Here is a 14,684-nt window from a genome sequence, read left to right on the forward strand (position 1 = left end):
CAACCGGCGGGTGGGCGGGGCTAAGTGCCAATCACTTTCATCCGCCGCAGGATACGGGCCAGCTCGATGCGCCCCCGGTTGATGCGGGATTTGACCGTGCCTTCCGGGATTTGGAGCTTTTCGACGATTTCCTGGTAGGTCATTTCTTCAATGTCGCGCATGATGACGCACTGCCGCAGGTCGGGGGAGAGCTTTTCAATGGCCTGCATAATCTGAAGCGACTGTTCCTGGCGCTCGATGCGCTGCTGGGGATGATCCGTCCGGCTTTGCAGGCGGTGAACATGGGCTTCCAGGTCCTCGCCGCCTTCGACAGGTTGCCGCTGCCGGCGGCGGTAGTCGTCAATAATGAGATTGCGCGCCAGGCGTAACAGCCAGTTTGGGAAATCGCCGACCTCCGGGTTGTACTGATCGAGCGAGCGGTAAATCTTCAGAAACACTTCCTGAGTCAGGTCTTCCGCCTGCTCGTGGCGTCCGACGAACTTGTAGGCCAGTTGATAGACCCGCCGGGAGTACTGGCGGACAAGATACTCCCACGCGGCGGGTTCGCCAGCGCGGCAGCGTGCGGCCAGCTCAACGTCCGCCGCCCGGTTGCGGGCCGCCTGAGCCGGTGCTGGCAGTACCGCTTCCAGTGCTTCCAGCGCCTCACGCTGCTCCGCCGGAAGATCATTCACGTCATCGGAAGCATCTGCGGCCGGGCCAGACGGCAGGGCCGGATGGGTCGTCTCTGGCGAGGACATCAGACAAAACCGTACGGCGCTAGGTCAGGAGTTCAAAGGTCATGGCGAAGTTACGCTTTTTGGGGGTGCAAGTCAAAACCCCGGCGCTTGGACGGAGGGCTTCCGGCAGGTATTGCTGGCTGAAAAGCACACGAAAAAAGGCGATGGGGAATACCCATCGCCTGATCGGAAAGCTGACGTTGTTTGGCCTTCAGAAGGTATAGCGCAGGGCAAACTGCATGATGCGTGGTGGGCCTTGAGTCCGGGTGAAACGCCCGAAGCCCGGACCTGGCGCGCTGGTCGTCGAATCCTGTGGAATCTGATAGTTGACCGTCTGCGCTCCGGTCAGCGACGCCGTATTCGTCGCGTTGAAGACTTCCCACCGGAACAGCAGCGTCTGTTTCTCGCTCCACGGCATGCGGAAGTACTTGCCCAGCCCGAAGTCAAGCGACACAAAGCCGGGATCGCGCAGGATGTTGCGTCCACCCGTTTCGCCGGCGCGCGGGTTGCGGAAGGACTGCGATGCTGCTACCGGATCGCGGAACAGATTGGGGCGCCCACCGACCCCGTTGCGGGTTGGGGAGGAGGAAATGGGACGGATTGGCACACCGTTGCTCTGGACGTTCCAGTTGGTCGCCCACCGGCGCCCGTCAAAGGGAGCATCCACGGGCAGCCCGGAGTTCCACCGGAAAATTGTCGTCAACTGCCAGCCGCCGATGAAGGCATCGGCCCACCGGGGAATGTCAGAAGCGAAGGCGCGGCCGCGTCCCACGGGGATGTCCCAGATGGAGTTGAAGTTGATGATGTGGCGGGTATCGAAGTCCGAAAACGACCGGTTGTCGCGGGGCCGAATCGGGTTGAGGATGAAGGCGCTGCCAAACTGCCCAAAACGCTGGAGACCGGAGGCCGTATCGAGTGATTTGGACAGCGTGTAGTTGAAGTCCCAGGTAAGCTGGTCCTTGTACCGCTGGCGGACGGAAACCGTGAAGCCGTGGTAATCCGAAGTGGCGACACTGCTCCAGGCGGAAAGCGTCCCATACTGGGGCTGGAAGAAGATGGGCGAGGCCGGGCGGCCGTCGGTGCGGAAGAAGAAGTTGGCATAGTCAAAGGCCAACTGGAGTGTTGTCCAGTCACTTCCGGCGATTCCGTCAATGACGCCAATGCCGGGGATGGGAATGCGCGCAATCGAGGCATAAACGGCCTGGGTTGGCGTCAAGCCCCGAAACGCATCTTCATCGCCGACGAAGAAATCGCCCAGCGCACCGATGAGGTCCACCCCCCGGAACAGATTGGTGAAGTAAGGCAGGTTGGGGACGGCCGACAGTGGTGCGTTGCGGTCACGCAGATCGGCCAGGATGCCGGCCACGGTGTACCAGTCCTGCCCGGATTGTGGGTCGCGCAGGTTGTTGAGCGCCGCAATATCCCGTGTCGCCAGAAGGTTGCGGCCAATGCGCCCGATGTAGGAGGCTTCAACATACAGCCCGGCCGGCAGCTTGCGCCCGATGGTCGCGTTGAAAACGTGGTTGTAAGGGGCACGCACTGTGGCATCCAGGGATTGCTCGATAGCCTGAAGGCGACCGAACGTGGAGGGCTGCTGGCGCGGGAAGGTGAGCTGGCCCGGAATCGTGATGAGTGGCAGCCCGCGTACCTGCTGACCGATGCCGGTAATGAGCGGTCCGGGGCGCGTGGTGACGTTGAACGAGTTGGCCGGAGTCAGCGATTGTGAGGCAAAACCCAAGGTATTGTTGCTGTCAAACTGGAAGGCAATCTGCGTTCCGTAGTAGTCGTTGACCAGTCCGTAGCCACCCCGCAGGATGGTATCGCCTTCATTGCCCAGCAGGCGCTTCCAGAAGCCGCCTTCGGCGCGTGGCGACCAGGCAACGGCGAAACGGGGTTGCCAGTTGTTCCAGTCCGTGTCGTAGTTGCCCGGCTTGCCGTTGGCCGGCCCGGCCAAATCCACCACGATCCGTTCGTTGAAGGGCACGCCGGTTTGCATCCCCTGCAACCGCCCGCGGAAGTAATCCCCCAGCGGAACGGTGGTGCGGGCCTGGAGGCCGTTCTGTTCATAGACCGGACGGCTGACGCTGTAGCGGATACCGTACGTGAAGGTCAGGTTGGGGCGGACTCGCCAGGTATCCTGCAGGTAGCCTTCGTATTCTTCAGTCGCAATGTCGCGTCGAACCGGGACGCCACTGTTGAGAAGTGAGCCGTCGCGTGTGAAGTTGAAGTTGGCCGAGTACTGCGAGGCCCGTCCGATGAGCGCCGACATCGCCACCTGTACCGGGCTGCGGAAGCCTGTGCTGATGGGAAAGCCGGCCGCAATGATGGGGTTCGACAGAACTGCGCCGCTCTGTTGATAGAACGAGAAGTTCGCAATGATCGAATCAAACGAGCGGGTCGCGTTGTTGACTTTGTTCCGAATGATGCGGACGTTGCCGCCAAACTGGAACGAGTGGCTGCCCTTGATCAGGGTGAAGTCGTTGACCAGGTTGTACACCGGCGACACCCGTGAAAGTGACCGCAGGAAGGCGAATGGCTGGAACACATCGCGCAGGTTGAGCAGGTTCTGGTTTGAGTCGCCGCCCAAGGTAAACGAGTTGCGCGTGATACCAAAGCGGAACACATTGATTTTGTTGCCGGAAATCGTCCAGGTATGGCTGGCGGCGAGTCCGGTGGGGTGTTGCCACGCGGTTGGCGTTGGCGTGTCGGGGAACTGCTGCGTGGCACGGGCGCTGTTGTCGTACTGGTAGTTGAGGCGCACCGACACCACGTGTTTGTTCTGCCGGTCAACGTTCCAGTCGAGCCGCGCAATGCTTGTGTTTTGCCGGACCGGCTGTGGGGCGTTGAAGGTAAACCCGCCCGTGTTGAGACCATCGCCGACCTGATCATTGTTGACCGGATAACGCTGCGCTGCCTGTGCCATCAACTGGAGTGTGATTGGGTTGAGTCCGACCGCCGGGAAGATGGCTTCCAACTGCGGGCGGGTCAGGGTGGTGATCCCACCGCTGGGATTGATGAAGCGCAGGATGCCCTGTCCCATCGTGGGCCGGGGCACCAGCCGGGTCACAGGCGTCCCTTTGGCTTCGCGCAGTCCCTCGTAGGTGAAGAAGAAAAAGAAGCGATCCTTGACGACCGGGCCGCCAATGGCGCCGCCAAACTGGTTCCGAATGAGCTGCGGACGGGGCGTTCCAGCCAGGTTGTTGAAGAAGTCGTTGGCAGTTGTGACCGTGTTGCGATGGAAATGAAAGAGCGTGCCGTGGAACTCGTTGGTTCCGCTTTTTGTCACCAGGGAGATTTGGGCGCCGGAGGAGCGCCCCTGGTTGGCATCGGCATTGACCGTCGTGACCCGGAACTCGCTGACTGAATCGGGTGTGGCGCGCAGCACCGGGGTAAAGGCAAAGCCGTTGACCTGATCGTTGACATCCACGCCATCGAGCGTGATGTTGGCCTGATCGCTGCGTCCGCCAGCCACATAGCCATCAGCCGTGACCCCTGGCTGCAAACTCAGGAGCGCGGCCACGTTCCGCCCCTCCAGGGGGAGTTGTTTGATCTGCTGTTCGACGAAGTTATTGCCCAGGCTGGCATTCTGGCTGTTGATGACAGCATCCAGTGAACTGGCGGAAACTGTGACGACTTCATCCGCTCCGCCAACTTCAAGGGCAACGGAGACATCCGTGGTCTTGTCCACGAGGCCCTGGATGTTCTCGACGATTTTCTTTTTGAAGCCACTGGCTTCGATGGTCAGGTTGTAGCGCCCGGTAACAAGGTTGCTGAAGCTGTACGAGCCGTTGTTGTCGGTGGATTGGGTGCGGGACGTTCCACGGTCAGCGTCAGTCAGTGTGACCGTTGCGCCGGCAATGACGCGCCCCTGTTCATCCCGGACGGTGCCGGAAATGCCCGTGGTGCCGGATTGCGCCAAAGCCGGAACCAGGCTCCATACCAAAAACGCGCAGAGCAAAGCCACTCGTTGCATCCAGGCATCGGCGTAGTGAGGTTGTTGTGACATGCCCAGACCACTCCTCTTTCAATGTAAAGTCATCCAAGCCAGCCAGCCGCCCAGGACTGGCGCAGCACCTGTCCCCATGCGAGCTGACGTGGTTTTCCAACTGTGCTGATTGGTTTGTCTTGTAACACACGTTTCACGCGATGGAAACCGAAAATATGGCGGTGTCGTCGCACCGGGTGGCCGTCCGAAGCCTGCTCAACCACCCCTGCCATGGGGGCTGACCGTCGCCGCTGGCAAGGCGTGGCGGCCCGTACCATGTCCCGGCGTCTTCCAAACCGCATTGGATTGAAGCCGAAATGTTCTGGATTCAAGGGGTTTGCCTGGGCGTACGGTTGACACTGGCAGCCCATTGTGAATAGGGTTGGCCACATCATCGGTTGCCCACCGGATTTCCATTGTTTGTCTGTCACATCCCATAGCCCCACCAATCCACAGCCCCATCAATGGATTACTTCCTGCATTGCACTCACCGGATTTTCAAAACCAGCCGGAGCTGTGCCCCTGGTGTTTCGATGGAGGCCTCCAGCCAAAGGCGCAGAAAATCGCTTTCAGTACCATGAGTTTTGGGTTCGTCATTCTTTCCCATCGGGCGGAGGACTGGGACTTACTGGCACGGCTGTTGCCGCGCCTGCGGGAACTTGGCGATGTGGAGATTGTCCTCCACCACGATACCTATCAGTCTCCGGCCGACCTGTCGCTGGTGAAACGGTATGGGGTCCGGCTTCTGCCGCCCGTCCGGCAAACCCGCTGGTCACACATCAGCAAGGTCTTTGCCATCATCCGCGGTCTGGAGTGTTTGTTTCGTTTGCCGAAACCGCCCCGGTGGTATGCCACGCTGTCCCCCACCTGCTATCCCATCAAACCGGCGTCAGTGATCGCCAACCGGCTCAATCAGCTCACCGCCGATTTCTACGTGGATATGCGCCGGGTGGATTTTCAGTCCAGTGGTATCGAGCTTGACAAACATGTTGAGGATGCCGTGGCCCGGCGCACCATTGGCGTAATACCCTTCATCTCCCGGCGCGGGCAGTTCTACTGGCGTCCGCTCCGGGTTCGTCGCCCGCGTGCGGTCATTCCCTTTGGGGAGAATTTCCGGCTTTATCACGGTTCAGACTGGTTTGTGCTGGGGCAGCGGGCCGTTGCCTATCTGCTCAACCTGAATGTCTGGGAACACCCGGTCGTGCAGTTTTACCTGACGGCCTACCCACAAAACCGCTCCCAAGCCCCTTCACCCGTGGAAACCGTCATCCAGAGCCTTCTGGGAAATGCCAGCCAGCTTCGTGGTCAGTACCGTAACTGGCACTACATTGACTGGCGGGGAACGACCGATTGGCATCCCCGGCTTCTGACCGAGCAGCACTGGCCTGAACTTCTGGAATCAGACGCGCTTTGGGCGCGGAAGCTGGACGTTGAACGCAGTGCCAGGCTGCGGCAGCTTTTGGATACCCACATTCTCGGCAAGGAATGATACGCGCCACCGGCTTTCCATCCCTTGTTGGGATGAAAGCTGCATCCGGGCATTGAAGCAGCCGTTTTGTCTTCCCTCACTTGGCAGGCAGACATAGATTACGGCCGGCAAGCTCTCCGGGCTGAGGAAGACAGGTGTCAGGCGACGTGCTCCAACTTGAAAATGTGGTTCTGGCCGGGCGATACCGCATCCGCTCGCGCCTGGTGACAGGGAGCCGCTCCGGGATTTTCCTGGCGCTCGATGACGTCAGCCAGCAGTTGGTCGTGATCAAGGCTTTTCCAACTCCATGTTCTGCGCCAGGTCTTCCGGCGCCCACGGCCGATGGGCCGGATTGGCGACAGACGCGGTTTCGGCTGGAAGGTGTCTGGCTTGATCGCGTCAGTCACCCGTACATCGTGCTGCGGCTGGACAGCGGGAGTGCCCACGACCCGGCGGGCTGCCCCTTTGATTACCACGTCCTTGAGTACCTTGCAGGCGGCACGCTGGCTGCGCTGAGCCACGCCTGGCAGGGGCTATCGTTGCTCAAGACCGTGAACCTGCTGCGGCAGGCTGCGGCCGCCCTGACCCACTGCCATGCCTTGGGCGTCATCCACGGCGATGTCGTGCCGGAAAATCTGCTGCTGACCGGTGATCACCGGACGCTGAAACTCGCCGACTTCGGTTCCGCCACTGGCGATGATGAGTTGGTGGCCATGAACGAAGGGAAGTTCACCGGGTGGCTGTCCCGCTATGCGCCACCGGAAGCCCGGCTGGGGGCTGGCCTCCCGCTTTCGGCTGCCGCCGATGTGTATGCGCTGGCCAGAACCTTCCATGCCACGCTGACAGGCGATCCTTTCCTCGAAAGCCGGACGCCAATCCAAACACTGCCTCCCAAGCTGGCGACGCAACCCGGCGCTGAGGCGCTGTTGCAGGTTCTTCAGCGGGCCACGGCGACGAACGTCACGGATCGCTACCCCACGGTGGCGGCATTCTGGGCGGAAGTGGAGCACGCCGTAGCCGCAATGCCAACGACCGAGATTCCGCTGACCACATCCACTGCGGCGGTGGCTTCCGTTCAGGCGGTTCCTGACAATCCGCTGGCTGCTGCTGACGAGACGGACGATGCCTCCATCGCGACCGGTGCTGCCGGGGAAACGTTATGTGATGTCGCCTCTCCGGTGGAGCTACCGTCGCCGCTGACGACCCGCCTGATTGGCGTCGGGGTTGTCGTAGCCGTTGTGGTCTTGTTCATCAGCGGTCTGGTGGCACTGTACCGGCTGGCGCGTGCTTCCGCCCGCGCGCACTGGTATGGACAGTCTCCGCCAGCCGCTTCTGCGCGCCCGCTGTTTCAGGTCAAGGTGTTGCGGCCGACCAAGGCCTACGCGACGCCCACCGAAAACCCAACCCCGCGTGACTGGCTGGGCGAACTGCCAGCCGGGGTCGAAGCCGATGTTCTGGAAATCAGCGGCCGGTTTTACCGGGTGCGTCCGCAGCGGTGGGGACGACGCAAGTCCCCGGCGGTGAACGAAGGCTGGGTGTTGCGGGAGTACGTAGATGGTGGACTGTGACGGCAGGCTGAGACAGGGTGGAAACCGCTCCCGGCCTGCCGTGGATGTCCAGGTGCGCTGCGACCGGCCGGGAAGTCAGCTTGTGACGAGGAACTGGCGCAGTTTTTCGACGTGCGGACTGACTTCACTTCGCCGGTAGTCAATCAGCCCCTCCTCACGAAACTGGTTCATGATAGTGGTGATGATTTCACGGGAGGTCCCAACCATCTGTGCCAGTTCTTCGTGGGTGAGGCGAAGCCGCTCCAGACCGGAATCGCTGCTCGATTTGAGCAGCACCCGCGCCAGGCGGCGCGTCGTGTTGTCAAAGGCCAGCGTTTCGATCTGCTGCTGGGCTTCTGACAGCCGTTTGCAGAACAGGGACAGCATATCCAGCAGCGCTTTTGGATTTTCACGCAGCATGGCCAGGAAGTCGTGGACCCGAATGGCCAGCACGCGCGTTGGTTCCATGGCTACAGCCTGATCGCTGCGGCGGTCATCCACCTCACAGAAACACAACTCGCCAAAAATCTCACCGGCGCGGTGAATGCTGATGATCTTTTCCTTGCCGTCATCCGAGACGCGCGTGATCTTCACGCTGCCTGAGAGGATGTAGAAGATGTGGTCGGCTGGATCGTCAAGGTGATAAATCGTTTCATTCCGGTGATATTCCCGCTCGCCGCTAACGACGCGGATTTCGTTGAGCTGGCCCTGAATAAACTCCGCAATCGGGTCAATCGTGCTCATAGCTGAACCACCTCGGCGCTGGTAGGCAGGGACGTACCCGCCGGGGAGCTTCAGCTACCCGGCAGGACTGACAACTCGGTAAACGACTGTGAATGTGCGGGGACGGCTAAACTATTGTCACTGAAGGAAACCTGGAGTCACAGCGACTCTTTTTCCTTGGGGGGCAGAGCGGCAAGCTCCTTACGCTTGGCTTCGTCCGGGTCCTCGTTGAGAGCTTTCTTGAAGTTGCGGATGCCTGTGCCCAGCCCGCTGAAGAGTTCAGGAATCTTCCTCGTCCCGAACAGCAGCACCACAACCAGGCAAATCAGGAGGATTTCGGACGTACCAAGATTCATAGCGTGGCCAACTCCTCGCGCTGCCGGAAACCGGCTAGAGTAAGTGCATACTAAGAGTGTGTTGGAATACTGTCAATTCAACCATGACAGTTGTGTAACAGGTGCGCCACCGCCTGCACCGGCGGTCATAGGGGTGCCGGAAGGTAGCCGGGGACGCCGTGACCACACCACACAATGCCTGTGGCGGATTTTCACTCGCACGGTCCGGGCGGATTGGCGTATCGTCAGTGAACACCAAAGCTGTTTCAGGGCTTGTGTCCCACATCGTTGCCGACCGGATTCGGAAACTGGCGGCCACTGACTCGCTGAGAACCATCACCATGAGGAAAATCCGTAAAGCCATCTTTCCTGCCGCCGGGTTGGGGACCCGTTTTTTGCCGGCGACGAAAGCCCAACCCAAGGAAATGCTGCCGCTCGTGGACAAACCGCTCATCCAGTACGGCATCGAGGAAGCCATTCTGAGCGGCATCGAGCAGGTCATCATCGTCACCGGGCGCGGGAAGAACGCCATTGAGGACCACTTTGACATTTCCTTCGAGCTGGAACATCTGCTGCGCGAGAAAGGCAAACTCGATCTGCTCGAACAGGTTCAGGAAATTTCCAAGATCAACGTCTCGTACGTGCGGCAAAAACAGGCCCTGGGATTGGGCCACGCCGTGCTCGTCGCCCGCGAACTGGTGGGCGACGAACCCTTCGCCGTGATTCTTGGGGACGACATCGTGGACTCCAAAGTGCCCTGCCTGCGCCAGATGATCGAGGTGTATGAACGTTACGGGCGCTCCGTCATCGGAACCGCCCGCGTGGAAGGCGAGGCCATTTCCCGCTTCGGCGTGCTGGCCGTGGACCCTATCGAAGACCGGGTCTATAAAATCCGCGACATGGTTGAAAAGCCACCCTTTGCCGAAGCGCCATCCAACCTGGCCATCATCGGTCGTTACATTCTCATGCCGGAAATCTTCGACGTGCTGGAAAAGACACCCAAAGGTGCCGGCGGAGAGATTCAGCTCACCGACGCCATGCGCCTGTTGCTCAAAGAGCAGGCCATGTATGCGCACGAGTTCCACGGCGTCCGCCACGATGCCGGCGACAAGCTCGGTTTTCTCATCGCCACGGTCGAGTTTGCGCTTCAGCGTCCAGACCTCGGCCCGGAGTTCCGCGCCTATCTCAAGTCACTCACCCTGTAACCCCGAAATCCTGAAACTGGTGTGCCCGGCGGGTTGCCTGACGTAAACCGCTGCGGGCAACGCCGCGCTCTGTCGCCATGCCACTGTACCGAACCGTGAACTGGAAACGAATCGTCAGAACCGCCCGTCCCACACTCCGACGGAGACTTGCCCTGTGCGGCATGGCTTTCGTCGCAGCGCTCATTGCCCCGGCCCGGCTCTCCGCACAGACACCGCCGGCAGCGGCCAAGCGCCCCATCACCCACGAAGACGTGTGGCTGATGAAGCGCGTCGGCGCGCCGGTTCCCAGCCCCGACGGGTTGTTCGTCGTGTTTTCCGTCGTTGACCCGGCCTACGATCCCAAAGACCAGTCCAGTGACCTGTGGCTGGTACGCGGCGATGGCAGCGCTCCGCCCCGGCAGTTGACGTTCACCAAAGCCGCCGAGTCGGATGTCACCTGGAGTCCTGACAGTCGCCGCATTGCCTTCGTCACCAAACGGGAAGGCGATGAGGTCAACCAGGTCTATCTCCTGGATGTGGTCGAAGGCGGAGAAGCCCGGCGGGTGACATCCCTTTCGACGGGCGCGAGCGCCCCGCGCTTCAGCCCTGACGGCAAGACCCTGCTGTTTTCGAGCGTGGTCTTCCCCGGTGCGCTCACCGACGCCGACAACCAGCGCATTGCTGCTGAACGAAAAAACCGGAAGTACAAGGCACGGGTTTATGACGGCTACCCGATCCGGCGCTGGGACCACTGGTTGGACGATACGCAGACCCACCTGTTCGTACAGCCACTGGAGAAAGGCGCGCCAGCCCGGGATGTGCTGGCCGGGACAAAGCTTGTCGCGGAACCCGGCTTTGGTGGGCGTGCGACAAATGCCGCCGACACGCTCGATGCCATCTGGACGCCGGACGGTGCGGCCATCGTGTTTACGGCCACCACCGAGCACAAACAGGCTGCCTATGCTCCCGTTGAAACACACCTGTATGTGGTGAGCGCCCAGGGCGGTGAACCGCGCCGCCTGACCAGCCCCGGTCACACCTACAGCCGCCCGCTGTTCGCCCCGGACGGGAAGAGACTCTATGCCTTGTGTTCGCCGACCACTGACGGCAAGGTGTATCACCTTGACCGTCTGGCACGCTTTGACTGGCAGAATGGCCAACTGGTGAACGAGTCGCGCCCGGCAGAAGGCTTTGACCGTTCCGTGGAGTCTTTTGGTCTGACACCGGACAGCCAGACCGTGTACGTGACGGCGGAAGAGGCCGGACACGAAAAGCTCTTTCGCATCCCGGCACGTGGCGGCCCGGCACAGCTTGCCTTTGAGGTGAAACTCGGCTGCTACACGAACCTGTCCATTCCCCCGCAGGCCGCAAGTCCACTGCTGTTTGCCAACTGGGAAAGCGCCGTCAATCCGGCCGAAATCGTACGGATTGACCCCGACGCCGGGCGGCACGTGGCGTTGACCAGCTTCAACGTGGCGGCGGCGGCGCAAATTGACTGGCAACCGCTGGAGCACTTCTGGTTCACGAGCCGGGCCGGCAAGCGCATCCACAACATGCTTGTGCTGCCGCCGAACTTTGATCCCAAGCGGCGCTACCCCATCTTTACTTTCATCCACGGCGGCCCCCACACCATGTTCCGCGATCAGTTCTTTCTGCGCTGGAACTATCACCTGCTGGCGCAGCCAGGCTATCTCGTTCTGCTGACGAACTACACCGGCTCGACCGGTTTTGGGGAAGCCTTTGCCCAGGCGATCCAGGGCGATCCCTTCGGAACCTGCGGGAGTGAAATCACGGAGGCCGTGGACGCGGTGGCCAAAGCGTTCCCCTATGCCGATGGCGAACGGGTGGCGGCCGGCGGCGCCAGCTATGGCGGCCATCTGGCCAACTGGTTGCAGGCCACGACAACCCGCTACAAGTGCCTCATCTCCCACGCCGGGCTCATCAATTCCGAGTCGCAGTACGGAACGAGCGACACCAGTTACTTTCGCGAATTGGCCAACGGCGGGCCCGTCTGGGAACAGAATGAAACCTGGCGCAAACAGAATCCCATCCGGTACGCGGCTAATTTTCAGACGCCAATCCTGCTGACGATTGGCGAGAACGATTTTCGCGTCCCGCTCAACCAGACCCTTGAAAACTGGACGATTCTCCAGCGCCGCCGTATTCCCAGCCGGCTCATCGTGTTTCCCGAAGCCAACCACTGGATTCTGCGCGGTGAGGACAACCGGTATCTCTTCCAGGAGGTGCATGCCTGGCTGGCAAAGTATCTGCGCTGAAATGCTTTACACGGTGTTCACGCGCCAGTGATTATCTGGGGGCTATGAAGTTGCTGGTGTCACGTATCCTGTCGGATGTCTTCAACCCGCTCGTCAATGCGGTGGTGGCGTTTCTCGTCATCATTGCGACCGACCCGAATGCTCAGGGGGCGAGTAAAGTCCTGGCAGCGGTTGTGTCTGTGGTCTTTGCGGCGGCTCTGCCCCTGTCTGCCCTGCTGGTGATGAAGCAACGGGGACTCATCACCAACGTCAACATTGACCGCCGGGAACAGCGGACGCGCCCCTTCATCCTTGGCATCCTGTGCTATGCGGTGGGTTTCTTCTTCCTCAAACTCTTTCACGCGCCACGGCTGGCCCAAGGGTTGATGTTTTGCTACGCGGTCAATACGGCGGTGATTCTGGCCATCACGCGCTACTGGAAAATCAGCGTCCACGCGACAGGCATCAGTGGCCCGCTAATGGCGCTCTACTACCAGCTTGGGGCGGTTGTGCTGCCGTATTTCAGCCTCATTCCCCTTGTTTGCGCCTCGCGGGTGGTGATGAGAAAGCATACGGTCGGGCAGGTCGTGGCTGGCACGGCCCTTGGCTTGACGGCAACCGCCGCACAAATCAATCTGCTGTTCCGCTGATGGGCGCTCTTCCGCTGTCTTTTTTGGCGCTGACCGGGACCGTTCCGGGACTGAGCCGGGCGCGAAATCATGAGTTTTTTTCGGAAAGCCTGAACAACGATGAAACGCTGTCACAATTTCAATGCCGGGCCGGCCGTATTGCCCGTGCCCGTACTCGAACGCATCCGGGAAGAAATGCTCTGCCTGCCGGGCGTCGGGATGTCGGTTCTGGAAATCAGTCACCGTTCCAAGACCTTTGAAACCATCCTGTCCGAGACCGAAAATCGCCTGCGCCGTCTGCTGAATGTGCCGGAGACGCACCACATTCTGTTTCTGCAGGGTGGGGCCAGCTTGCAGTTCAGCATGGTGCCGCTCAATTTTCTGACCAGGGACGGTGTTGCCGACTACATTGTGACCGGAAGCTGGTCGGAAAAGGCCGTTGAGGAAGCCCGGAAAATCGGGCGGGTCAATATCGCGGCCACAACAAAGGAAGAGAACTACGCCCGGATTCCGAACCAGAGTGAACTACGGCTCGACCCCCAGGCGGCTTACGTTCACTTTACGTCCAACAACACGATTTTTGGCACGCAGTGGCCGACGGAGCCGGAAGTCGGGACGACGCCGCTCGTGTGTGATGCCTCGTCGGATTTTCTGAGTCGTCCGCTGGATGTCAGCAAATACGCCCTTTTGTACGCCGGGGCCCAGAAAAACGCCGGCCCCGCCGGAGTCACGATTGTCATCGTACGCGAGGACTGGCTGGAGCGTATTCCCGGTGGGTTGCCGACGATGCTCGACTACCGCACGCATGTGAAGCATCGGTCGCTGTACAACACGCCGCCCGTCTTTGCCATTTACGTGGTGGGACTGGTGCTGGAGTATCTTGAAGCCCAAGGGGGGCTGGCCGCCGTTGCGGCAGCCAGTGCCGAAAAAGCCGGAAAGCTCTATGCCGCCATAGATAGCGGAAGCTTTTACCGGGGCACGGCTGAGCGCAACTCCCGTTCGCTGATGAACGTCTGTTTTCGGCTGCCCAATCCCGATCTGGAAGCGGTTTTTCTCAGGGAAGCTGCGGCCAACGGGTTTGAAGGGCTGCCGGGCCACCGTTCGGTGGGTGGCATCCGCGCTTCGCTCTACAACGCCCTGCCGATGGAAAGCGTCCTCGCACTCATAGACTTCATGCGTGACTTCGCCCGTCGCCACGCATAGGCTGGCAGCGGAGTCAGTCAGGAATCCGGCGTGGGGGAGGGTAATCTATTGTATCTTGACGGCTTGCGGTTGCCCGTTTACGCTTCGCAACTGGGAATCTTCTGAATTGACCGCACCTGTGACGGCACTGCTGCCGACCGGCCGGACCGCCCGATTTCAAGCGAGGTACAAGCGATGACGTTTGATGAGGCTCTGAGCATACTCAAGAAACGTGGGCAGAAGATGACGCCACAGCGGTCAACGGTGTTGCGCATCCTTATGGAATCGGCCCGTCCGCTGACGGCCCAGGAAGTTCACCGCGAAGTGACCAAGATTCACCCGCACGTCAGTCTGGACACGGTGTATCGCAACCTGACCCTGCTGACCGACGTGGGGCTGGTTCACCAGTCCAATCTGCAGAACCGAGACGTGGCGCGTTTTGAGTTCCAAGGCAATGAGCACCGGCACTATGCCATCTGCCTCAACTGCCACAAGACCATCCGCCTCGACTGGTGCCCGGTCGAAACCAAGCTCATGACGCAGGCGCTGCGCAAGCAGTTTGCCATTGTCAAGCATGCGTTCGAGGTCTATGGCTACTGCGCCGAGTGCCACTTTGCGCTTTCGGCTTCCGCCTGAGTTGCCGCCGCCGGGGTTGCTGCG

General features: G+C 60.6%; 11 protein-coding genes. 7 read left to right on the top strand and 4 right to left on the bottom strand.

What is annotated here, in order from left to right; translation table 11 throughout:
* Positions 1-20 precede the first annotated feature (20 nt).
* Both CABTHER_RS04280 and CABTHER_RS04285 read right to left on the bottom strand, forming a co-directional pair.
* Positions 21-737, bottom strand: a complete 717-nt coding sequence (locus tag CABTHER_RS04280; protein WP_014099362.1) for an RNA polymerase sigma factor — start codon at positions 735-737, stop codon at positions 21-23.
* 190 nt (positions 738-927) lie between these two features.
* Positions 928-4,722, bottom strand: a complete 3,795-nt coding sequence (locus CABTHER_RS04285; protein WP_041569075.1) for a TonB-dependent receptor — start codon at positions 4,720-4,722, stop codon at positions 928-930.
* A 556-nt stretch (positions 4,723-5,278) separates the two neighbouring features.
* Between CABTHER_RS04285 and CABTHER_RS04290 the strand changes: the two genes are divergently transcribed.
* Both CABTHER_RS04290 and CABTHER_RS04295 read left to right on the top strand, forming a co-directional pair.
* Complete coding sequence (locus CABTHER_RS04290; protein ID WP_041569076.1) at positions 5,279-6,190, top strand: beta-1,6-N-acetylglucosaminyltransferase; 912 nt, start codon at positions 5,279-5,281, stop codon at positions 6,188-6,190.
* A gap of 146 nt (positions 6,191-6,336) precedes the next feature.
* The gene (locus CABTHER_RS04295) at positions 6,337-7,737 is read left to right on the top strand and encodes a serine/threonine protein kinase (protein ID WP_187288417.1); all 1,401 of its coding nucleotides are present in this window, start codon (positions 6,337-6,339) and stop codon (positions 7,735-7,737) included.
* Between the two features lie 75 nt (positions 7,738-7,812).
* Here the strand turns inward: CABTHER_RS04295 and CABTHER_RS04300 are convergent, their stop codons facing one another.
* Positions 7,813-8,460 (bottom strand): Crp/Fnr family transcriptional regulator, encoded by a 648-nt coding sequence (locus tag CABTHER_RS04300; protein WP_014099366.1) that lies wholly within the window; start codon positions 8,458-8,460, stop codon positions 7,813-7,815.
* A gap of 137 nt (positions 8,461-8,597) precedes the next feature.
* The gene (locus tag CABTHER_RS04305) at positions 8,598-8,795 is read right to left on the bottom strand and encodes a twin-arginine translocase TatA/TatE family subunit (RefSeq protein ID WP_014099367.1); all 198 of its coding nucleotides are present in this window, start codon (positions 8,793-8,795) and stop codon (positions 8,598-8,600) included.
* Positions 8,796-9,115: 320 nt separating this feature from the next.
* Here CABTHER_RS04305 and galU point away from each other — a divergent pair, with 320 nt between their 5' ends.
* The 5 genes from galU to CABTHER_RS04330 all read left to right on the top strand — a co-directional run bounded on the left by galU (position 9,116) and on the right by CABTHER_RS04330 (position 14,660).
* Positions 9,116-9,979, top strand: coding sequence for a UTP--glucose-1-phosphate uridylyltransferase GalU (gene galU / locus CABTHER_RS04310; RefSeq protein ID WP_041569505.1), 864 nt, complete (start codon positions 9,116-9,118; stop codon positions 9,977-9,979).
* A gap of 161 nt (positions 9,980-10,140) precedes the next feature.
* Entirely contained in the window at positions 10,141-12,234 is a 2,094-nt protein-coding gene (locus CABTHER_RS04315; protein ID WP_014099369.1) for a S9 family peptidase, read from the top strand.
* Between the two features lie 44 nt (positions 12,235-12,278).
* Positions 12,279-12,863: a phosphatase PAP2 family protein gene (locus tag CABTHER_RS04320; protein ID WP_014099370.1), complete on the top strand. Its 585-nt coding sequence runs from the start codon at positions 12,279-12,281 to the stop codon at positions 12,861-12,863.
* A gap of 99 nt (positions 12,864-12,962) precedes the next feature.
* On the top strand, positions 12,963-14,045 hold the full coding sequence (gene serC, locus CABTHER_RS04325) for a 3-phosphoserine/phosphohydroxythreonine transaminase (RefSeq protein ID WP_014099371.1): 1,083 nt from the start codon (positions 12,963-12,965) through the stop codon (positions 14,043-14,045).
* A gap of 174 nt (positions 14,046-14,219) precedes the next feature.
* Positions 14,220-14,660 carry a Fur family transcriptional regulator gene (locus tag CABTHER_RS04330; protein ID WP_014099372.1) on the top strand — a complete coding sequence of 147 codons (441 nt, stop codon included), beginning with the start codon at positions 14,220-14,222 and terminating at the stop codon, positions 14,658-14,660.
* Positions 14,661-14,684: the final 24 nt, after the last annotated feature.

It is taken from the genome of Chloracidobacterium thermophilum B, assembly GCF_000226295.1.
GTDB classification, from domain to species: Bacteria; Acidobacteriota; Blastocatellia; order Chloracidobacteriales; family Chloracidobacteriaceae; genus Chloracidobacterium; species Chloracidobacterium thermophilum.